Raw genomic sequence first — 20,986 nt, 5'->3', positions numbered from 1 at the left:
GCGTGAAGCAGAGCTTGGGGGGCAGTTAAGAATCCCTCGATGGACACGCGGGAGGGGAAGCGGCACAGTGCGTTAGGTTCGGATCGAGGGGGATGCACGCGATGAAAGCGCTGGTCAAGGAGAGGGCGGAGCCGGGGCTCTGGCTGGTCGACGTCCCGGAGCCCGAGGTGGGGCCGGGCGAGGTGAAGATCAGGGTCCTGCGGACCGGCATATGCGGCACAGACCTGCATATTCGGAAATTTGATGATTGGGCGCAGCAAACACTGACGCTTCCGCTCATCGTGGGACACGAGTTCTCCGGGCACGTGGTCGAGGTGGCGCCCGGCGTCGAGGACATCGCGGTCGGCGACCTCGTCAGCGGCGAGGGCCACATCGTCTGCGGCAAGTGCCGCAACTGCATGGCCGGCCGCCGCCACCTGTGCCGCAACACCATCGGCCTCGGCGTCAACCGCGACGGCGCGTTCGCCGAATACGTCACGCTGCCCGCCACGAACGTGTGGGTGCACCGCACCCCCGTCCACCCCGACGTGGCCGCCATCTTCGACCCATTCGGCAACGCCGTGCACACAGCGCTCTCCTTCCCCCTCGTCGGCGAGGACGTGCTGATCACCGGGGCCGGCCCGATCGGGCTCATGGCCGCCGCCGTCGCCACCCACGTCGGCGCCCGCCACGTGGCCATCACCGACGTCAGCGACGAGCGGCTCAACCTGGCCGGCAAGCTCGGCGTCAACCTGGCGCTGAACGTCTCCCGCGACACCATCGCCGACGGCATGCGCCGCCTCGACATGCGCGAGGGCTTCGACGTCGGCCTGGAGATGTCCGGCAACCCGGCGGCGATGCGCGACATGATCGCGCACATGACCCACGGCGGCCGGATCGCCATGCTCGGCCTGCCCGCCGAGGAGTTCGCGATCGACTGGGCCACGGTCGTCACCTCGATGCTCACCATCAAGGGCGTCTACGGCCGCGAGATGTTCGAGACCTGGTACAACATGTCGGTCCTGCTGGAGAAGGGGCTCGACCTCACCCCGGTGATCACCGACCGCTTCCCGTACGACGAGTTCGACGCCGCCTTCGACACCGCCGCCAGTGGCCGCACGGGCAAAGTCATCCTGGATTGGAGCGCTTGATGTTCACGAACGTACGCGAGCAGCTGCGTGCGACGCTTGACGAGATCACCGAGGCCGGGCTGCTCAAGCCCGAGCGGGTGATCAGCACCCCGCAGAGCTCGGCGGTGAGCGTGGCCGGCCAGGAGGTGCTCAACTTCTGCGCCAACAACTACCTGGGCCTGGCCGACCACCCCGAGGTCGTCGAGGCCGCCAAGCAGGCGCTGGACCGGTGGGGGTTCGGCATGGCCTCGGTGCGGTTCATCTGCGGCACCCAGGAGGTGCACAAGGAGCTCGAAGCCCGGCTGTCCGACTTCCTCGGCCAGGAGGACACCGTCCTCTACAGCTCGTGCTTCGACGCCAACGGCGGCGTGTTCGAGACGCTGCTCGACGCGCAGGACGCGGTGATCTCCGACGCGCTCAACCACGCCAGCATCATCGACGGCATCCGGCTGTCGAAGGCCCGCCGCTACCGCTACGCCAACCGCGACATGGCCGAGCTGGAGTCCAGGCTGAAGGAGTCGGCCGACGCGCGGCGCAGGCTGATCGTCACCGACGGCGTCTTCTCCATGGACGGCTACCTGGCGCCGCTCGCCGACATCTGCGACCTGGCCGAGCGCTACGACGCCATGGTCATGGTCGACGACTCGCACGCCGTCGGCTTCGTCGGCCCCACCGGGCGCGGCACGCCCGAGCTGCACGGGGTGAGCGACCGGGTCGACATCATCACCGGCACGCTCGGCAAGGCGCTCGGCGGCGCCAGCGGCGGCTACGTCGCCGCCCGGCAGGAGATCTGCGACCTGCTCAGGCAGCGTTCGCGCCCGTACCTGTTCTCCAACTCGCTCGCCCCGGTGATCGCCGCGGCGTCGCTGCGCATCCTGGACCTGCTGGAGACCTCCAGCGACGCCCGCGAGCAACTGCGCGCCAACACCGAGCGGTTCCGCAGCCGGATGGCGGCCGAGGGGTTCGACATCCTGCCGGGCGACCACCCGATCGTCCCGGTGATGATCGGCGACGCCGCCGAGGCCTCCGCCATGGCCGAGCGACTGCTGGCGCTGGGCGTCTACGTGATCGGCTTCTCCTACCCGGTGGTGCCGCACGGCCAGGCCAGGATCCGCGTCCAGCTCTCGGCCGCCCACTCCGCCGCCGACGTGGACCGGGCGGTGACCGCGTTCGTACGGGCACGCGCCTGACCCGTATCCTCGCAGCGTGATAGACACGCGGCGGCTGCGCACGCTGCGCGCGGTGGCCGACCACGGCACGGTCACCGCCGCGGCGGCCACCCTCCACCTGACGCCGTCGGCGGTCTCCCAGCAGCTCGTCGCCCTGGAGCACGAGGTGGGGCACCGGCTGTTCGTGCGCGACGGGCGCGGCGTCCGGCTCAACGCCGTGGGCAAGATCATGCTGGCCCACGCGAACGAGGTGCTGGCCCAGCTCGAAAGGGCGGAGGCCGAGGTCGCCGCCTACGCCACGGGCGCGGCGGGCGAGGTCACCGCGGCCTGCTTCGCCACCGCGATCAGCGCCGTGCTCTCCCCCGCGATCGTCGCGCTGCGCGCCGCCGCGCCCGGCGTCCAGGTGCGGGTACGCGACGCCGAGGGCCACCAGAGCCTGGCGATGCTCCTCGACGGCGAGGCCGACGTGGCGATCGCCGTCGAGTACCGAGGCGGCCCCGACGCGGCCGACCGCCGCCTGTTCCGCGTCCCGCTGTACGCCGAGCCGTTCGACCTGGTGCTGCCGGAGGGCCACCCGCTGTCCGGCTCCCCCGTGGACCTCGCCGCCGCCTCCGGGGAGACGTGGATCGGCCCCTACCCCGGCAACCCCGTGCACGACGTGATCGCGTTCGCCTGCGAGCAGGCGGGCTTCTCGCCCCGGTTCGCGCACTGCTCGGACGACTTCCGCGCCGTGGTGGCGCTGGTCGGGGCCGGGGCGGGCATCGCCCTGGTGCCCCGGCTGGCGCTGCGCGACATGACGCTGCCCGGCGTCACGGTGCACCACACGCCGGGCCCGCTCGCGGCCGGCATGGAGCGCCGCGTGTTCGCCGCCGTCCGGCGCGGGGCCGAGTCGCACCCGCTGCTGCGTCCGCTGCTGGACAGCCTCCAGCAGATCTCCGGCTCTCTCGGTATCGGGTGAGACACCGGCAGTCCTGCGGCACCCCTACTCGGCGCGGGCCCTCTCCACGGCCTCGGTGAAGCGGGCGTGACGGGCCAGCTCCTCCTCCACCGGCCCCAGCACGTACGCCTGACCCACCTCGCCGATCGCGGCCCGCAACGCCCGCGCGGCCTTACGGGCACGACGGCGCCCGCCCAGCCACGCGGCCAGCCTCGACAGCAGGGCCACCAGCACGCCCGCCAGCGCCCCGCCCACCAGCAGCGCCGTCGGCCACGGCACCTCCCACACCGTCGGCATCGGCGGCTCCGGCAACCGCAGGTAGTCCATCCCGAACAGCGCCGCCAGCCAGCCCGCGCCCGCCACCATGCCCGCGAACACCAGCCACTGCAGCACGTTCACCGCCCGCCACCAGCGCGGCCGCCGCGTCACCCCCAGCGACGTGCGCCCCACCGCCCGGTCCACCGCGTCGGCCAGCTCCGCCGACCGCGACCGGGCCGCCCGCCGCACCGCCGCCGCCCACGCCGCCGTCAGCCCCCGCGCGGCCTGCTCGCCGACGTCCCGGATCGCCGTCTCCACCTGCGCCCGCTGCACCGCCGACGCCGCCGGCACCGACGTGCGGCTCACCGGCTCGACCCCCTGCCCCGTACGAGCCGCCGCGCGGTCCGCCCGGTCGCCTCGGCCGCGCCCGGACGGGGCCGCCACCCCGATCCGCAGCCTGCGCAGCGGGTCCGGCCGGAACCTGCGCACCCACCGCGTCACCGGCCACCCGGTCGCCACGACCGCCCGATGCCGGTGCCCCTTCGCCACGGCCGCCACCACCAGCGGCACCCCGGCCGCCTTCGACAACGCCGCCGTCAACGCCCCCGCCAACCCCCCGACGCCCTGCTCCCCGGGCACGGTTGACTCCCCCTGCTGAGGTCCCCCCTGAGCGAGCGCCGCCCGCCCCAACGCCAGAACCCCCCTCCCCTCCACGCCGGAAGCCGTCCCCTCGGGTGCGGCGGCCCGGCCCTTCGGGGGAGCGCCCCCGGAGACGCCGGTGTCCTCCGCCCCGGAAGCCGTCCCCCCGGAGGCGGCGGCCCGCCCCTGCCAGGAAGGGCCCCCGGAGAGGCCCGCGCCCTCGGGTGCGGCGGCCCGTCCCTTCGGGAAAGCGTCCCCGGAGGCGACGGTGTCCTCCGCCCCGGAGGCCGTCCCCTTGGAGGCGGCGTTCCGCCCTTGCGGGGAAGCGCCCCCGGAGACGCCAGCGCCCTCCACCCCGGACGCTCTCCCCTCGGAAGCGGCGGTCCGGCCCTGTCGGGAGGGGCCCTCGGCCTCGGAGACGCCGGGGCCCGCGCTGGGAGGCGGCGCCTCGGGGGTGGTGGTCTGTTCGGGCGGGGCGGCGCTCCTCTCGGGGTGGGGTGGGAGGGTGGAAGCGGTGGTGAGGAGGGTGGCGGCGTCGCGGACGTCGGCGGCGAGCCGGTCGGACCAGGCCTTGCGGCGGGCCACCCGGTCGGCCAGCAGCGCGCGGAGGTCGGCGACCCCGGCCCCCGTACGGGCCGAGACGCCGAGGACGGGCACGCCGGTGAGCCCGTCGTCGTCGAGGAGGCGGCGCAGGTCGCGCAGGCACCGCTCGACGGCCTCGGGCGGCAGCCGATCGATCTGGTTGAGCACGACGACCATGACGTCCCGGTGCCCGGCGAGCGGCCGCAGGTAGCGTTCGTGCACGGCGGCGTCGGCGTACTTCTGCGGATCGAGCACCCACACGAGCAGGTCGACGAGCTCGACCAGCCGGTCGACCTCCAGCCGGTGGGTGAGCCGGATGGAGTCGTGGTCGGGCAGGTCGAGCAGGACGAGCCCGCCGAGCCCGCCACCGGAGGCGGAGTGCCGGTGCGGCACCTCCAGCCAGTCGAGCAGCGGCCCGGCGCCTTCGCCGTCCCAGAGCGCGGCCTGGGCGGTGGCGGTGGTGGGCCGGGTGACGCCGACGCCGGCGAGTTCGGCCCCGGCCAGCGCGTTGTAGAGGGACGACTTGCCGCTGCCGGTGGCTCCGGCGAGCGCGGCCACGGTGTGGGCGACGGAGAGCCGCCGCCGGGTCCCGGCTCGTTCGGCGACTTCGCGGGCGGCCTGGACGGCGTCGTCGGCCAGCCGTCCTTCGCCGAGCGAGGCGGCTTCGAGCAGGGCGTCGAGCCGGGTTTCCAGGGTGGGCCGGTCCTTGCGGCGCAGCAGTTTCACGCCTGGTCACCGCCCGGCAGTTCGGCCCGGTGGCGGCGGACGGTGGCGGCGGCGTCGCGCAGGGCGGCGGCGGTGCCGGGCGGGGGTTCGACGGAGGCGAGCAGGGCCAGGTAGCGATCGGCTTCGTGGTCGAGCAGTTCGCGGACGCGTTCGCGCAGGTCGTCGCGGGCGCGGGCGGTGAGGGTGCGGACGGCCTGGTCGCCGAAGATCGCTTCGAGGAGTTTCTGGGACAGCACGCTGGTGCCGCCCGCGATGCCGACCTCGATGCCGGTCAGCCCGCCGGTGGAGGCGAACACGGCCAGCATCAGCAGCAGCCCCGCGCCGTTCACCCCGAACGACGCCATCCGTGCTGTGGTGCGCCGTTCGGCGCCTTCCTCCCGTACGAGGTCGAGGACGTACTCCTGCCAGCCGCGCACGGCGGTCTCGGCCTGTTCGCCGAGTGCGGCGGAGGCGCGGCCGAGGCGGGCGGACTCGACGGGGCCGGCGCGTTCGAGGAGGCCGGGCCCGCCGGGCGCGGCGGCCCAGCCGTCGAGGGCGCGTTCGGCGGCGCTGTCGGCGACGCCCTTGATCAGGGTCTCGACGCCGCTCTCCAGGGCGTCGCGGAGCTCGACCTCGGGGGCGCGCCCGGTGAAGAAGCCGACGATGCGGTCGCGCAGCCAGCCGACGCGGCTCTCCAGGGAGCGCATCAGGTCGCCGGTGCCGATGAAGTCCTGCCAGCGGGCCAGCACCTCGCCGCGCAGCAGCGACCCGTCGCGCATGCCCTCGTCGAAGTCGGCGAGCCCGCCCGCGTAGGCGGCGGTCACGATGGAGCGCAGCGCGTCGAGGCCGGCTTCCTGCCGTTCGACGGCGGTGGCCAGCGACGGCACGCGGGTGGCGAGGCTGTCGAGCGCGCCGGACAGCGTCTGGCGTACGACGCGGGAGCGTTCGGCGGCGTCGGCGGCGAGCCCGGCGAGCCAGCCGGCGATGGGCGCGACGGCGTCGGCGGGCAGCCGGGCCTTCTCGGTGGGCAGCACGGTCTCGGGGACGGTGAACAGGCGGCTGCCGGCCAGGCCGTTCTCCTCCAGGAGGCGTTCGAGGTCGCGGGCGACGGGCCCGGCGGCCTCGGGCGGCACGCGGTCGAGCACGACGGCGAGGGCGGTGCTGCGTTCGCGGGCGGAGCGCAGGAAGCTCCACGGCACCTCGTCGGCGTAGCGGGCGGCGGTGGTGACGAACAGCCACAGGTCGGCGGCGGCCAGGAGTTGCGCGGCCAGCTCGCGGTTGGCGGTCACGACGGAGTCGATGTCGGGCGCGTCGAGCAGCGCCAGCCCGGCCCCCAGCGCGTCGGCGGTGACCACGCGCAGCGCGCCGGGCCCGACGCCGGTGGCGCGGGACAGGCCGGGCAGCACGTTCTGCGCCATGAACCAGTCGCGGTCGGCCGGGCTCACCACGAGCGTCGGCACGAGCGTGGTGGGCCGCAGCACGCCGGGCTCGGTCACGTCGACGCCGACCAGCGAGTTGACCAGCGTGGACTTGCCCGCGCCGGTGGAGCCGCCGACGACGGCGAGCAGGGGCGCGTCGATCGCCCGCAGCCGGGGCAGCAGGTAGTCGTCGAGCTGCCCGGTCAGCTCGCGCAGCGCGCGCCGATCGGTCGCGGCGTCGCCGATCTCGAGCGGGAACAGCTCCCGGTCGAGCGGCTGCCGCAGCTCCTCCAGCGCGCCGAGCAGGTCCATACGGACCACGCTAGCCCGCGGGTGGCTCTCTCAGCACGTAACCGACGCTGCGCAGCGTGTGAATGAGCCTCGGCTCCACGTCGTCGACCTTGCGCCGCAGGTAGGACACGTACGATTCGACCACGCCGGCGTCGCCGCCGAAGTCGTAGTTCCACACGTGGTCGAGGATCTGCGCCTTGGACAGCACCCGCCCGGCGTTGGCCATGAAGTAGTGCAGCAGCTTGAACTCCGTCGGCGACAGCCGCACCTGACGGCCGCCGCGCCACACCTCGCGCGCGTCCTCGTCCAGCTCCAGGTCGGCCACCTTCAGGCGGGTGGCGGGCGCGCCCTCGCCCCGGGTGCGGCGCAGCACGGCGCGGATGCGGGCCTGGACCTCCTCCAGGCTGAACGGCTTGGTGACGTAGTCGTCGCCGACGCGCAGCCCGGCGATCTTGTCCTCGGTGGCGTCGCGGGCGGTGAGGAAGAGCACGGGCGCGTCGATCCGCCTGGCCACCTCGAACCCGTCCAGGTCGGGCAGCATGACGTCGAGCACCACCAGGTCGGGCGCGGCCCGCTGGGCCACCTCGACCGCCTCGTTGCCGTCGGCGGCGGTGAGCACCTCGAACCCGGAGAAGCGCAGGCTGGCCGAGAGCAGGTCCCTGATGCTGGGCTCGTCGTCCACCACCATGATCAGCGCTTCGCTCTTGCTCACCCTTCCAGGGTGACCCAGCGACCTGAGGGAATGCTGAATGCTCACTCCAAGGCGAGTGGGAGTTCGACGCGGAAGGTCGATCCCTCGCCCGGCGTGCTGCGGACGACGACGGTGCCGCCATGGGCGTGCGCCAGCGCCTGGACGATGGCCAGGCCGAGGCCGCTGCCCCGGTCCTCGCCGGACCGGCGTCTGGACCTGGCCGAGTCGGCCCGGTAGAAGCGTTCGAAGACCCGCTCGACCTGTTCGGGGGTGAGGCCGGGGCCCTGGTCGGCCACCTCCAGGAAGACCGTGCCGTCGCCTGCCCCGACCCGGATCGTGATGGGCGTGCCCGGGTCGGTGTGGATGAGCGCGTTGGACATCAGGTTGCCGACGACCTGGCGCAGCCGTACCTCGTCACCGGAGACGATGAGCGCGGCGCCGCCCACGACGTCCAGCCCGATCTCGCGGTCGGGGGCCAGGATGCGGGCGTCCTGGACGGCGTCGGCGGCCAGCGCCAGCATGTCGACGGGCCGCATCTTCAGCGGCCTCGACTGGTCCACCTGGGCGAGCAGCAGCAGGTCGTCCACGAGCAGGCTCATGCGGCCGGCCGCGTGCTCGACCCGCTTCATCAGCTCGGCGGGGTCGGCGCCGGGGTTCTGGCGGGCGTACTCGGCGAAGCCCCGGATGGAGGTCAGCGGGGTGCGCAGCTCGTGGGAGGCGTCGGCGACGAACTGGCGCATCCGGTCCTCCGACCGGCGTGCCGCCGCCTCGCCCTCCGACCGCGCGGTGAACGCGCTTTCGAGCTGCGCCAGCATCCCGTTGAGCGCGGCGGCCAGGCGCCCCACCTCGGTACGGGGGTCGCCGTCGGGCACCCGGCGGCCGAGCTCCCCGGCGGCGATGGTGCCCGCGGTGCGCTCGATCTCGGCCAGGGGCCGCATGCTGCGCCGCACGGTCGCCACGCCGACGATCGCCAGCAGGATGACGATGCCGCCGCCGCCCAGCAGCTCGATGAGGACGAGCCGCCGGGTGATCTCGTTGACCTCGCCCAGGTCGGTGGCGACGACGAACGTGCCCTGCGGCGTCGTGCTCTGCCGCACCCGCCACTCGCCGTCGCCGCCGGCGGCCGGGGCGGTGTAGATGTCGCGTCCGCGTGACGGGTCGAGCACCGGCTTGGGCTTGACGTCGACGTCGCGCTCGCTCTGCGTGGGCGTGAGCACCCCGGCGGCGTCCTTGACCAGGACGATCGTGTCGGACTCGATGAGCAGCGGCTTCTCGGTGTTCTGCTTGCCCGCCGCGCGCCGCTGCGCGTCGTTGACCAGCCGCTTGTGCACCCGTACGGAGACGAGGTTGACCTGGCTGTCGACCCGGTCGAGCAGGTAGCCGTGCAGGACCGACACGCTGACCACCCCGATGAACGTCATGCCGAGCCCCAGCAGGGCCAGCATGACGGCCATCAGCTTGATCCTGAGCGGCATCTACGGGCCCGAGGGCAGGCGCAGGACGTAACCGACGCCGCGCAGGGTGTGGATCAGCCGGGGGCTGCGGTTGTCGATCTTGCGGCGCAGCACCGACACGTACGACTCGACGATGCCGACCTCGCCGCGGAAGTCGTAGTCCCACACGTGGTCGAGGATCTGCGGCTTGGACAGCACCCGCCCGGCGTTCGTCATGAAGTAGCGCAGCAGCTTGAACTCGGTGGGCGACAGCGCGACCGCGTGGCCGCCGCGCCACACCTCGTGGCTCTCCTCGTCCAGCTCGATGTCGGCGAACGTCAGCCGGGGCGGCGGCGGCTGCGCCTCGCCGCTGGTGCGGCGGAGCACCGCGTGGATGCGGGCGACGACCTCCTCCAGGCTGAACGGCTTGGTCACGTAGTCGTCGCCGCCGATGGTCAGGCCGCGGATCTTGTCCTCGGTCTCGTCCCTGGCCGTGAGGAACACCACGGGCGTGTGGACGCCGCCGCCGCGCATCCGCCGGACGATCTCGAAGCCGTCCAGGTCGGGCAGCATGACGTCGAGCACGACCAGGTCGGGCCGCTGCCGTTGCACCGCCGCGACCGCGTCGTGGCCGCTCTTGGCGGTGCACACGTCGAATCCGGCGAACCGCAGGCTGGCGGCGAGGAGTTCGAGGATGTTCGGGTCGTCCTCGACGATCAGCAGGCGCGCTTCCATCATCGGCCGCCCGCCGGGTGCCGGCCCACCGGGCCTGACGTGCGGGAGCCGCGCGGGGACGCTCCGGATTGCCGGGGCGGACGAGCCGCGAACCTCAACCTGTCCTCCTGTCTGCACCTGTCGGCCTGGAAGGGGCCGGTGTCCTCTTCGTCCTCGAAGGGGATGATGTCCCCCTCAAGGATGCCCTCATCGGACAGGTGCTGGGACAATTCCGGCGATGTGCCGGGCGATGGCCAGGCTCGACGTGGCCGCGGGCGACGGGGCGTTGCGCACGAGCACCACGTCGCCGTGCACGTCCACGGCGAAGTCGTCGACCAGGCTGCCGTCGCGGGCGACGGCCTGCGCGCGCACGCCGCCCTCGGTCCGGTGCAGGTCGGCGGAGGTGAGCTCGGGCACGTAGCGGCGGGCGGCACGGACGAAGGCGGCCTTGGCGAGCGAGCCGTAGACCTCCTTGACGCCGGTGCGCCAGTGGTGGCGGGCCATGCGGAGGGTGCCGGGCCAGCGGAGAATCTGCCCGACATTACGGAAATTTCGCCATCTGTAGCCCTCGTACGCCCCGGCCAGCACCGCGTTCGGCCCCACCAGCACTTCCCCGTCGATGTGCCGGGTCAGATGCACCCCCAGGAACGGATACCGCGGGTCCGGCACCGGATAGATCAGCCCCCGCACCAGCTCCCTGGCCGACTCCCCGAGCGCGTAGTACTCGCCCCGGAACGGCACGATCCGCACGTCACCCGGCTGCCCCGCCATCCGCGCCACCGCGTCGGTGCCCAGCCCCGCGCACACCACCAGCCGGTCGAAGACGAACCTGCGCCTCCCGGCCAGCACCTCCACACCCGAGGCGCCCTGCCTGATCCCCCTGACCGGATGCCCGAGCCGTACCGAACCGCCCAGCTCGGCCACGTCCAGCGCGAGCCGGCGCGCCACGGCCGGGAAGTCGGCGATCGCCGTGTGCGGCGAGTGCACCGCGCCCACGCCCACCGCGTGCGGCTCGACCTCGCGCAGCGCCAGCGCGTCGAGCTCGGCGATCCCCGGCACGCCGTTGGCCCTGGCCCGCTCGGCCAGCGCCGCCAGCCTCGGCCGCTCCGCCCGGGTGCTCGCCACGACGAGCTTGCCCACCTCCCGGTAGGGCAGCGCGTGCTCGGCGCAGTAGTCCTTGAGCATGGCCACGCCCTCGCGGCACAGCCTGGCCTTCAGCGAGCCCGGCGGGTAGTAGAGGCCGGCGTGCACGACGCCGCTGTTGTGGCCGGTCTGGTGGGCGCCGACGCGGCCCTCCTTCTCCAGCACGGTCACCTCGGCGCCCCGCGCGCCCGCGAGCTCGCGGGCCACCGCCAGGCCGACGATCCCGGCCCCCACGACTCCGATCTTCTCCGTCACGAGGCCAGTGTGCCTGCGTGGCAGCCGTTCGTCCGCTCTCGGGGGCAATGTATCCGAAACGGTAGGTGCTACTCGGCTCGACAATCGAACACGAGTACGATGGCGGCATGTACGTCCCGTCCGACTGGCCCGCGGAGGTCCGGCCGCCCAGCGTCCCCGACTGGGAGACCTCGGCCGTGGCGTGGCTGCTCGACGCCGTCCCGCCCGACTACCGCGCCTACGAGGTGCTCCGGCGCCACCCGGTCGCGCTGGCCCGCATGGCCGGCCATCATGTCCGCTCGGCCATCGAGGCGGCCCGCGCCGGCTATCGGGGCGCCGCCGTCGACCTCAAGGGCCACCTGCCGCCCCACGCCATCGAGGCCGTGCTCGACGCCTACCGCGAGGAGGGGCCCCGGCTGGTCCGCCTGTCGCGTTCGGTCGAGGCCGTCGAGCGGGCGCTACGGGGCGACATGTTCACCGCCACCATGCGCGACATCTCGCGCTGAGCGGCGGCGTCAGCGGGTGCGGCGGGCCAGGAAGGTGATGAAGCCGATCGCGACCGCCGCCGCCGCGAGCCAGATGAGCACGTCGCGCACGGTCAGCCCCGGAGAGGCCGCCGGGGCGTCGGCCGCGGCCCGGGTGCCCTCGGCCTCCGGCCGCCCGGCGGAGGGCGACGGCGGTTCGGCGGCGGGCGAGGGCGCGCCGGTCGCCGGGATCGGCACCTTGTATACGGGGCTGTTCTCGCCCTCCGACCCGGTCAGCAGCGCCTTGCCGTCGCGCGTGTAGGCGATGGACTCGGCCTGCTCCAGGTCGGGCATCGACACCCGGGTCAGCACCTCCCCCGAGGGCTTGTAGACGGTAGCCGAGAAGTAGGTGCGGATCACGTACGAGGAGCCGTCGGGGGCGTAGGCGGCGTCGGTGGCCATGATGGGCGCGGCGGCGACCTTGCGCAGGACGTTGACCCGCCCGGTGCGCAGCTTCTTCGGCGCCTCGTAGACGGACCCGCTGAACTCCTTGGAGACGACGTAGAGCCGCCCGGTCACCGGGTTGACCATGATGCCCTCGGCGTTGCGCCCGCCGCCCTCGTAGCGGAACCGGTAGCGGGTGGCGGGCAGGGTGGCGTCGGTCAGCGTGGCCGGCTCGGCGACCTTGTAGATCGAGACGTCGGGCCAGGCGCCGTCGAGGTTGTCGCCGATGTCGGCGAACCAGAGCACGCCGCGCCCGGTCTGCGGGTCGCGGGTGGCCGCCATGGCCTCCCAGTCGCGGGCCTCGGCGCCGCGCAGGCGGAAGGTGGCCCGGGTGCGGCCGTCGGGGCCGACGGCGTAGAACTCGGGCTGGGCGGCGCTGTCGTTGTGCGTGTAGTAGACGTCGTCGCGGGTGGGCGACAGGGCCAGCCCGCTGGACTCGGTGATCCGCGGGTCCTTGAACGTGAACAGCTTCTCCCCGTCGCGCGGCGCGGGGGAGACGGCGGACACGTCGGACGCGGCGGCGGGGGCCGCGCAGGCGGCGAGCGCCGTCACCGCCACGGCGCAGGCTCGGATCAGGACCACGTCGCCATCATGCCGCAGCCCGGGCGGTGCCCACGCGAGCGCTGTGCCGGTGGAACCCCGCGCCCTGCAACGCCAGGAGCAGCGCGTTCCCGGCGGCCATCGCGGCCCACAGCCCGGTGACGCCCCAGGTGGCGGCCACCGGCACCGCCGCCAGCGCGAGCAGCCCGTAGCCGGCGGCGAAGTAGAGCAGGCTGGCCCCGGACCGCTTGAGCGCGGTCAGCCCGAAGCCCTGCACGGCCTGGGCGGCGTCGGCCATCGAGGAGACGAGCATCAGCGGCATCAGCCCGAGCACCCGCGCCCGTACGCCGGGGTCGTCGCTGAACAGGCCGAGCAGCGGATCGCCGAGCGCCAGCAGCGCGAGCGCGGCCAGGGTGGTGCCGGCGACGGCGAGCAGCGCGGCGGTGCGGTTGGCGCGGCGGGCGGCGGCGGGCGTGGCGGCGCGGGCCACGTCCGGCACCGACGCCTGCGCCACGGCCAGCGAGGCCAGCATGGTGAAGCCGGTGAGCGTCGTCAGCACGGCGTGCGCGGCGGTGTCGCGGGTGCTGGTGGTGCTCGCGGCGAACGTGACGACGCCGAGCGCGCCGAACTTGATCAGCACCGTGGCCGCCAGCGGGACGCTCACCCGGGCCAGCCTGGCGATCTCGCGCGGGCGCGGCCTGCCCCTGCCGATGCGGCGGCCGAGCGCGCGGCGCAGGCAGAGATCGGCGACGGTGACGGAGGCGACGCCCGACAGCAGCCAGGCGACGCCGACGCCGGTGAGCCCGAGCCGGGGCACCAGCGTGAGGGCGAGGACGACCATCACCGACGTGCCCGCGAGGCCCGCCCAGAGCACCGGCCGGCTGCGCCCGATGGCGACGAGCACCGACGTGGCGCCGCCCCCGGCCGCGAACACCAGCAGGTAGAGGGCCAGCAGCCAGGGCAGCGCGCCGAGCTCGGCCACCACCTCGCCGGGCACCCCGCTCACGCCCGCCAGCGCCGGGACGCCGAGCACGGCCAGCGCCCCGGCCGCCCCGACGAGCAGGCTGAGCCAGCGGGCGTCACGCAGGATCGGCAGCACGGTGTCGGGGTCGTCGCGGTGGGGCGCGACGAACGGCGCCAGCCCGCGCAGCGCCCCCGCGACGGCGGTGGAGGCCGGGGTGAGCACGGCGGTCATGACGGCGAAGGCGGCCAGCGTGACGGTCGCGTGCCGGCCGAGCACGGCGGTGACCACGAGCGTCCCCGCCAGCCCGGTGACCATGGACAGGAACAGCGGCGCGGCGGCTTTGAACAGGCCGGTCACCGAACTCACGCGGCCACCCTATGGCCTGGAGTCCACTCCAGGTATTTAGGGTTGATCCATGGACTACGTGAACCTCGGTCGCAGTGGCCTCAAGGTCAGCCCGCTCTGCCTCGGCACGATGAACTTCGGGCCCGAGACCTCGGAGGACGACTCCTTCGCGATCATGGACAAGGCGCACGAACTGGGCATCAACTTCTTCGACACGGCCAACGTCTACGGCTGGGTCAAGGGCGAGGGCATCACCGAGCAGATCGTCGGCCGGTGGTTCGCGCAGGGCGGCGGACGCCGGGAGAAGACGGTCATCGCGACCAAGCTCTACGGCGACATGGGCGACTGGCCCAATGAGCGGGGCCTGTCGGCGCTGAACATCCGCCGGGCCTGCGACGCCTCGCTGCGGCGCATGCAGACCGACTACATCGACGTCTACCAGGCCCACCACATCGACCGGAACACCCCGTTCGAGGAGTTCTGGGAGGCCATGGAGATCCTGCGCCAGCAGGGCAAGATCCTGTACGTGGGCTCGTCCAACTTCGCCGGCTGGCACATCGCCAAGGCGCAGGAGACGGCGGCGCGGCGCGGCTCGTTCGGCCTGACCAGCGAGCAGAGCCACTACAACCTGCTGACCAGGGCGGTCGAGCTGGAGGTGCTGCCCGCCTGCCTCGACTACGGGATCGGCGTGATCCCGTGGAGCCCGCTGGGCGGCGGCCTGCTCGGCGGCGTGCTGCGCAAGCTGGACAAGGGCCGCTCGGCGAGCGAGCACATGACCAGGGAGCTCGACAAGCACCGCGACAAGATCGTGGCGTACGAGAAGCTCTGTGACGAGCTGGGCGAGGACCCGGCGTACGTGGCGCTGGCCTGGCTGCTCGCGCAGCCCGCGGTCACCGCGCCGATCATCGGCCCGCGCACGCTGGCGCAGCTCGAAGGCACCATGCGCACGCTGGAGATCACGCTGGACGAGCAGACGCTGGCCCGCCTGGACGAGATCTTCCCCGGTCACCGCACGGCTCCCGAGGACTACGCCTGGTAGGTCAGGTCACCAGGGCGCCGACGATCACGATCAGCATCAGAAGGCCCAGCACGACGGGCAGCAGCCAGGAACGGGGACGGTCCACGCCCTGGAGCCTAGCCGCGCGGCGCGGGTGCCAGGTCCCATTCGTCGAGTGACTCGTACCTCACCTGCGCGCCGAGCTCGCTCTTGACGAGCCGTACGGTCTCCGCCCGCCAGGGCGAGCCGCTGAACCCGGACAGCGACTCGGCCAGCGGGCGGAGGTCCGTCTCGGCCTTGGCGCGGGCGAGCGTGAGATGCGGGTGGAACCGCTTCTCGTCGGTCTGCGAGGCGCCGGCCCGGCGGGCGCCCGCCTTGACCGAGTCGGCCAGCCGGTTCATCGGGTCGCCGGACAGACCGGCCCAGAACACCCGGGCCCGGCGCAGCGACGAGAACGCCCCGAAGCCGGTGAAGGCCAGGCGGGCGGCGGGGTGGCGGGCGACGGCGCGGGCCAGCCTGGTGCGCAGGTCGGGCAGCGCCCGCTCGGGCACGTCACCGAAGAACGCCAGCGTGATGTGCCACGTGGCCCGGTCGGGCCAGCGCAGCTCCGGCACCTGCCCGACGTGCGGCGCGATCGCCCGCTCCAGCTCGTCGAGCACCTCGGCGGGCGGCACCACGGCCGCGAACAGTCTCATGCCCTCCGATTGTGCCCCCGCCGCCCGTCCCGCGCGGTCAGGCGGTGACCGCCGCGCGGCGGGCCAGCCGGTTGCGGATCAGGCGCGTCGCCAGCACCGCCAGCCCGGTGCCGACCAGCACGAGCGCGCCGGACAGCATGACGCCCGCCCGCGGCCCGGCCAGGTCCGACAGCCACCCGATCAGCGGCGCCCCCAGCGGCGCGCCTCCGGTGAACACCAGCATGTAGATGCCCATCACCCGGCCCCGCATCTCGGGCGAGGTGGCGAGCTGGACGCTGGCGTTGGCCGCCGTGTTGATGGTGATCAGCGCGATGCCGGTGGGCACCAGCAGCGCCAGGTAGGCCGGGTAGACCGGGGCCAGCCCGGTCGCGATCTGGAACAGCCCGAACCCGATCGCCCCGGCGAACAGCACCTTGCGGGACAGCCTGACCCTGCGCGCGGCCAGCAGCGCCCCGCCGAGCGCACCGACGGCGAACATGCTGGACGCCAGCCCGAACGAGGACGCCCCCGCGTCGAACACCTCGCGCGCCATGAGCGCTATCGACATGGAGAACGACTGCGAGAACATCGACACGAACGCGATCAGGAGGATCGGCATGAGCAGTTCCTCGCGCCGGATCACGTACTTCAGCCCCTCGCGGAGCTGCCCCTTGGCCCGTGGCACCGGGTCGGCCAGGTTCAGCTCCGACTTGCGCATGAAGGCCAGGCTGGAGATGACCGCGGCGAAGGTGAGCGCGTTGATCAGGAAGATCGGGCCGGTCCCGCCGAGCAGGTAGATGAGCACGCCGGCCAGCGCCGGGCCGAGCACGCGGGCCAGGTTGAAGCTGGAGCTGTTGAGCGCGATCGCGTTGGGCAGGTCGCGCCTGCCGACCATCTCGACGACGAACGCCTGCCGCGCCGGCACCTCGACACAGGCGATGAGGCCGAGCGCGAACGCCATCACGTACACGTGCCACACCTGCGCGGTGCCCGTCATCGTGAGCACGCCGAGCGCGAGGGCGAGCACGGCCATCATGGACTGGGCGGTGATGAGGATGGGCCGCTTGGGGTAGCGGTCGGCGAGCACGCCGCCGAACATCCCGAACAGCAGCATCGGCAGGAACTGCAGGGCGGTGGCGGTGCCGAGCGCGGAGGCGCTGCCCCCGGTCAGTTCGAGGATCAGCCAGTCCTGGGCGGTGCGCTGCAGCCAGCCGCCCACGTTGGACACAGCGCCGCCGACCGCGAACATGCGGTAATTGCGAATCTTGAGCGACCGGAACATCCCGGTCTTGGGTTGTTCAGGCTCTATATCCTGCTGAGCTTCTCCAGGATCGGCGCCGCCTGCCTGAGGATCGACCGCTCCTCGGGCGTGAGCTCCTTCAACTGCCTGGTCAGCCACGCCTCCTTGCGGCGGCGTTCCTCCTTCAGCAGCGTCTGGCCGGCCTCGGTCACGGTCACGGTCACCTGGCGCCGGTCGGTCGGATGCGGGGTGCGGTGCAGCAGGCCGCGTTCCTCGAGCGCGGCGATCACGCGCGTCATCGAGGGCGGTTGCACCTTCTCGAGCTCGGCCAATTCGCCGGGGGTTATCGCGGAATGCCGTTCCACGGCGGCGAGGGTCGCGAACTGCGTGGGCGTCAGCGGGTGCGCCGCTCCCTGTCGTCGGAGTCGCCTGTTCAGCCTTGCGAGGGAGACGCGCAAAGCCGTAGCCAGTCCTGCGTCGCTGCGCAGGTTGATCTTGGGCTGCTGGGGTCTGGTTAGCACGAGTCATTACCTTTGCTAACTATACAGGAAGACAAGATATTTCTCCCAAACGGTGCGTGTCTCACTCCTTGATACCCCGGGGCCGCCCCGCCGAGCATGGCGGCCCCTTCCTTCGTCAGAGCCCGAGCAGAACCTTGATCGGCCCGAGCGCGAAGTACACCACGAACAGCCCGGCGACCGCCCACATCAGCGGGTGCAGCTCCTTCGCCTTGCCCCGCACGACCTTGATCAGCACGTAGCTGATGAAGCCGGCGCCGATGCCGTTGGAGATCGAGTACGTGAACGGCATGATGACGATGGTCAGGAACGCCGGGATGGCGATCTCGTACTCGGTCCAGTCGATCTCGCGGATCGCGGTCATCATCAGGAAGCCCACGATGACCAGGGCCGGCGCGGCGGCCTCGTACGGGATGACCGTGACGAGCGGCGCGAAGAAGATCGCGACCAGGAACAGCAGGCCGGTGACGACGCTGGCCAGGCCGGTGCGCGCGCCCTCGCCGACGCCCGCGGCCGACTCGATGTAGGTGGTGTTGGACGACACCGAGCCGGCGCCGCCCGCGACCGCGCCGAGCGAGTCGACGAGCAGGATCTCGCGGGTGCGCGGCAGCGTGCCGTCCTCCTGGACCAGCCCGGCCTGGCGGCCGACGCCGACCATCGTGCCCATCGTGTCGAAGAAGTCCGTGATGAGCAGCGTGAACACCAGCAGGACGACCAGCAGCACCGAGACCCGGCTGAACGCGCCGAACGGGTCGAACTCGGTGAAGAGCGTGAACACGTTGTGCAGCCCGAAGACCTGCTCGGGCACGGACGGCACGTTGAGCTGCCAGCCGCCGGGGTTGTCGGGGCCGAACGCGCCGGACTTGGTGATCAGCTCGACCACGATGGCCAGCACGGTGGTGCCCACGATGCCGATCAGGATCGCGCCGCGCACCTTCCGCGCCACCAGCACCGCCGTGGTCAGCAACCCGACGATGAACACGAAGATCGGCCACGACGTCAGGCTGCCGGCGATGCCCATCTCCAGCGGCGTCCCGGCGGCGCGGCGCACGAAGCCCGCGTCGACGAAGCCGATCAGTGCGATGAACAGGCCGATGCCCACGCTGATGGCGGTCTTGAGCTGGCCCGGGATGGCCTTGAACACCGCCACCCGCAACCCGGTCAGCACCAGGAGGCCGATGATGATCCCTTCGAGGAACACCAGGCCCATGGCCTCTTCCCAGGTCATCTGGGTGGCGATGTTGAAGGTGACGAAGGCGTTGAGCCCGAGCCCGGCGGCCATGGCGAACGGCACCTTGCCGATGACGCCCATGAGGATGGTCAGCACGCCGGCCACGAACGCGGTGCCCGCGGCGACGAGCGCCGTGTTGGGCGTCGTGCCGTCCCCGATGACCTGGCCCTCGACGTCGGTGCCGTTGGCGATGATGATCGGGTTCAGCACGACGATGTACGCCATGGTGAAGAACGTGGCCAAGCCGCCACGGATCTCCCGGGACATGGTCGAACCACGTGCGGTGATTGCGAAGTATCGATCGATTGCGTTACGAGTGTCACTCACGCGCGAAGAGTGACAGTCATCGGGTTTTGTGACAAATGCCGGTAATCGTATCGAGACCCGATTGGAAGCTAGGCTGGATCCCGTGACGCAGCAGTGGCACCCCGACCCCGAGCCGATCGAGACCAACGACACCGCGGCGGTCGCCGCCGGCACCGGCCTGTGGGCGCTCGCCCTGGTCGCTCTGCTGATCTTCCGCCCCGCCCCCGAGAACACCTGGTGGATCTGGACCTGCGCCACCGGCGTCGGCTTCGGCCTGCTCGGCATGTGGATGGTCCGCAAACGCTGACATCTGTCACATCCGGCAGGTCCCGGATGTCATCCGCAACTGCTGTTACACGGCACTACCTGGGCAAAAGCGGCCGTACCATGCTGGATGCCATGAAGAAGTCCATGATTGCCCTGCTCCTGTGCGCCACCGCCGCCACCGCCTGCGGCACCGGCACCGACACCGAGCCGGCCGCCAAGAAGGAGGCCGGCCGCGACACCGGCACCGTCGCGTGGAGCCCGTGCACCGACCTGACCGGCGCCGACGGCAAGCCCATGGCCCCCGATCCCGCCGTCGAATGCGGCAAGGTCCCGGTGCCGCTCGACTACGCCAAGCCCAGCGGCGACACGATCGACCTGGCGCTGATCCGCGTCAAGGCCACCGGCGACAAGCTCGGCTCCCTGGTCTTCAACTTCGGCGGCCCCGGCGGGTCCGGCGTCGACACGCTCGCCCTCGCCCGCCAGGCGTTCGCCGGCCTCGGCTCCTCCTACGACCTGGTCAGCTTCGACCCCCGCGGCGTCGACCGCAGCGCCGGCGTCAAGTGCGGCGGCCAGATCGACAAGCTCCTCCAGATGACCGGCGACGGCTCCGACCAGCTCGCCAAGGAGTTCGCCGCCGCCTGCGAGAAGGACTCCGCCAAGGTGCTGCCGCACGTCGGCACCGTCAACGCCGCCCAGGACCTCGACCGCCTCCGCGTCGCGCTCGGCGACGACAAGCTCAACTACTTCGGCCTCTCGTACGGGACACACCTCGGCGCCGTGTACGCCACCAAGTTCCCCGGCAACGTCGGCCGCTTCGTCCTCGACAGCGCCTACGACCCGTCCGTCACCTTCGAGGAGCGGGCCGTCATCCAGGCCACCGGCTTCGCCGACGCCTTCGACGCCTTCGCCGACGACTGCGTCGCCCAGGGCTGCGACCTCGGCAAGACCCCCGCCGCCGTGCAGCAGACCGTCGAGAAGCTCCTGGACGGCCTCAAGACCAAGCCGCTCAAGGTCGGCGACCGCGAGCTCACCTACGGTCTCGCCCAGCTCTCGATCATCACCCCGCTGTACGCCAAGGCCACCTGGCCCATCCTGGAGCAGGGCGCCGCCGCGGCGCTCAAGGGCGACGGCGCCATGCTGCTCACGCTCGCCGACTCCTACACCGGCCGCAAGGACGACGGCACCTACTCGACCATGATGACCAGCCTCCAGGCGATCAACTGCGTCGACAGCGCCGAACGGCCCACCAAGGCCGAGACCGCCGCCATCAACGAGAAGGTCAGCAAGATCTTCCCCATCCTGGCCGCCGACGGCGCCAGCTCCGCCTGCGCCCACTGGCCCGTCGAGGGCACCGACGACGCCAAGCGCATCGACGCCACCGGCTCCGCGCCCATCATGGTGATCGGCGGCAAGGGCGACCCCGCCACCCCGTACCAGTGGGCGGTCTCCCTCACCGAGAAGCTCAAGACCGGCGTCCTGGTCACCTACGAGGGCGAAGGCCACGGCGCCTACCTGAGCGGCAGCACCTGCATCACCCGCGCGGTCGACTCCTACCTGCTCAAGGGCACGATGCCCGGCTCCGGCACCACCTGCCCCGCCGCCTGACCCCTTCC

Annotated in this window: 19 protein-coding genes; 7 read left to right on the top strand and 12 right to left on the bottom strand. The window is 72.5% G+C overall.

The features are described 5' to 3' along the window. The first annotated feature begins 101 nt into the window (after positions 1–101). Genes tdh through ACWDXC_RS35945 form a run of 3 tightly spaced genes read left to right on the top strand, consistent with a single transcriptional unit; the run spans position 102 to position 3,236 of the window. The gene (tdh, locus tag ACWDXC_RS35955) at positions 102–1,130 is read left to right on the top strand and encodes an L-threonine 3-dehydrogenase (RefSeq protein WP_449989746.1); all 1,029 of its coding nucleotides are present in this window, start codon (positions 102–104) and stop codon (positions 1,128–1,130) included. Beyond that, entirely contained in the window at positions 1,130–2,299 is a 1,170-nt protein-coding gene (locus ACWDXC_RS35950) for a glycine C-acetyltransferase (protein ID WP_364180603.1), read from the top strand. Before tdh ends, ACWDXC_RS35950 begins: the two co-directional genes overlap by 1 nt. A gap of 16 nt (positions 2,300–2,315) precedes the next feature. Beyond that, positions 2,316–3,236, top strand: coding sequence for a LysR family transcriptional regulator (locus ACWDXC_RS35945; protein WP_219506330.1), 921 nt, complete (start codon positions 2,316–2,318; stop codon positions 3,234–3,236). A gap of 24 nt (positions 3,237–3,260) precedes the next feature. Here the strand turns inward: ACWDXC_RS35945 and ACWDXC_RS35940 are convergent, their stop codons facing one another. The 6 genes from ACWDXC_RS35940 to lhgO all read right to left on the bottom strand — a co-directional run bounded on the left by ACWDXC_RS35940 (position 3,261) and on the right by lhgO (position 11,344). Next, positions 3,261–5,420: a GTPase gene (locus tag ACWDXC_RS35940; protein WP_449989742.1), complete on the bottom strand. Its 2,160-nt coding sequence runs from the start codon at positions 5,418–5,420 to the stop codon at positions 3,261–3,263. Next, on the bottom strand, positions 5,417–7,129 hold the full coding sequence (locus ACWDXC_RS35935) for an ABC transporter (RefSeq protein ID WP_449989739.1): 1,713 nt from the start codon (positions 7,127–7,129) through the stop codon (positions 5,417–5,419). The genes ACWDXC_RS35940 and ACWDXC_RS35935 overlap by 4 nt, the downstream gene beginning before the upstream one ends. Positions 7,130–7,139: 10 nt before the next feature. Then, entirely contained in the window at positions 7,140–7,796 is a 657-nt protein-coding gene (locus ACWDXC_RS35930; RefSeq protein WP_246645101.1) for a response regulator transcription factor, read from the bottom strand. 65 nt (positions 7,797–7,861) lie between these two features. Then, positions 7,862–9,253: a sensor histidine kinase gene (locus tag ACWDXC_RS35925; protein WP_246645088.1), complete on the bottom strand. Its 1,392-nt coding sequence runs from the start codon at positions 9,251–9,253 to the stop codon at positions 7,862–7,864. 21 nt (positions 9,254–9,274) lie between these two features. Next, positions 9,275–9,970: a response regulator transcription factor gene (locus tag ACWDXC_RS35920; protein ID WP_357591452.1), complete on the bottom strand. Its 696-nt coding sequence runs from the start codon at positions 9,968–9,970 to the stop codon at positions 9,275–9,277. 183 nt (positions 9,971–10,153) lie between these two features. Next, positions 10,154–11,344: an L-2-hydroxyglutarate oxidase gene (gene lhgO, locus ACWDXC_RS35915; protein ID WP_449989735.1), complete on the bottom strand. Its 1,191-nt coding sequence runs from the start codon at positions 11,342–11,344 to the stop codon at positions 10,154–10,156. Positions 11,345–11,451: 107 nt separating this feature from the next. Between lhgO and ACWDXC_RS35910 the strand changes: the two genes are divergently transcribed. Continuing rightward, the gene (locus tag ACWDXC_RS35910; protein WP_449989732.1) at positions 11,452–11,829 is read left to right on the top strand and encodes a hypothetical protein; all 378 of its coding nucleotides are present in this window, start codon (positions 11,452–11,454) and stop codon (positions 11,827–11,829) included. Positions 11,830–11,838: 9 nt separating this feature from the next. Here ACWDXC_RS35910 and ACWDXC_RS35905 read toward each other — a convergent pair whose 3' ends face one another. Together ACWDXC_RS35905 and ACWDXC_RS35900 are read right to left on the bottom strand one after the other, a co-directional pair. Next, positions 11,839–12,873 carry a hypothetical protein gene (locus tag ACWDXC_RS35905; protein WP_449989729.1) on the bottom strand — a complete coding sequence of 345 codons (1,035 nt, stop codon included), beginning with the start codon at positions 12,871–12,873 and terminating at the stop codon, positions 11,839–11,841. Positions 12,874–12,880: 7 nt separating this feature from the next. Then, positions 12,881–14,161: an MATE family efflux transporter gene (locus ACWDXC_RS35900; protein WP_449989726.1), complete on the bottom strand. Its 1,281-nt coding sequence runs from the start codon at positions 14,159–14,161 to the stop codon at positions 12,881–12,883. Positions 14,162–14,210: 49 nt separating this feature from the next. Between ACWDXC_RS35900 and ACWDXC_RS35895 the strand changes: the two genes are divergently transcribed. Then, complete coding sequence (locus ACWDXC_RS35895; protein WP_364180587.1) at positions 14,211–15,179, top strand: aldo/keto reductase; 969 nt, start codon at positions 14,211–14,213, stop codon at positions 15,177–15,179. 95 nt (positions 15,180–15,274) lie between these two features. Here ACWDXC_RS35895 and thpR read toward each other — a convergent pair whose 3' ends face one another. The 4 genes from thpR to ACWDXC_RS35875 form a co-directional block, all read right to left on the bottom strand. Further along, positions 15,275–15,832, bottom strand: coding sequence for an RNA 2',3'-cyclic phosphodiesterase (thpR, locus tag ACWDXC_RS35890; protein WP_449989723.1), 558 nt, complete (start codon positions 15,830–15,832; stop codon positions 15,275–15,277). A gap of 37 nt (positions 15,833–15,869) precedes the next feature. Continuing rightward, positions 15,870–17,093: an MFS transporter gene (locus tag ACWDXC_RS35885; protein ID WP_449989720.1), complete on the bottom strand. Its 1,224-nt coding sequence runs from the start codon at positions 17,091–17,093 to the stop codon at positions 15,870–15,872. Between the two features lie 23 nt (positions 17,094–17,116). Further along, positions 17,117–17,509, bottom strand: coding sequence for a MarR family winged helix-turn-helix transcriptional regulator (locus ACWDXC_RS35880; RefSeq protein ID WP_357591515.1), 393 nt, complete (start codon positions 17,507–17,509; stop codon positions 17,117–17,119). A 178-nt stretch (positions 17,510–17,687) separates the two neighbouring features. Then, positions 17,688–19,067 (bottom strand): NCS2 family permease, encoded by a 1,380-nt coding sequence (locus ACWDXC_RS35875; protein WP_219506295.1) that lies wholly within the window; start codon positions 19,065–19,067, stop codon positions 17,688–17,690. 142 nt (positions 19,068–19,209) lie between these two features. Here ACWDXC_RS35875 and ACWDXC_RS35870 point away from each other — a divergent pair, with 142 nt between their 5' ends. Both ACWDXC_RS35870 and ACWDXC_RS35865 read left to right on the top strand, forming a co-directional pair. Further along, positions 19,210–19,413, top strand: a complete 204-nt coding sequence (locus ACWDXC_RS35870) for a DUF2530 domain-containing protein (protein WP_449989717.1) — start codon at positions 19,210–19,212, stop codon at positions 19,411–19,413. Positions 19,414–19,517: 104 nt separating this feature from the next. Continuing rightward, on the top strand, positions 19,518–20,978 hold the full coding sequence (locus ACWDXC_RS35865) for an alpha/beta hydrolase (protein ID WP_449989714.1): 1,461 nt from the start codon (positions 19,518–19,520) through the stop codon (positions 20,976–20,978). Positions 20,979–20,986: the final 8 nt, after the last annotated feature.

It is taken from the genome of Nonomuraea sp. NPDC003214, assembly GCF_053590035.1.
This window is presented reverse-complemented; position numbering and strand designations above follow the sequence as displayed.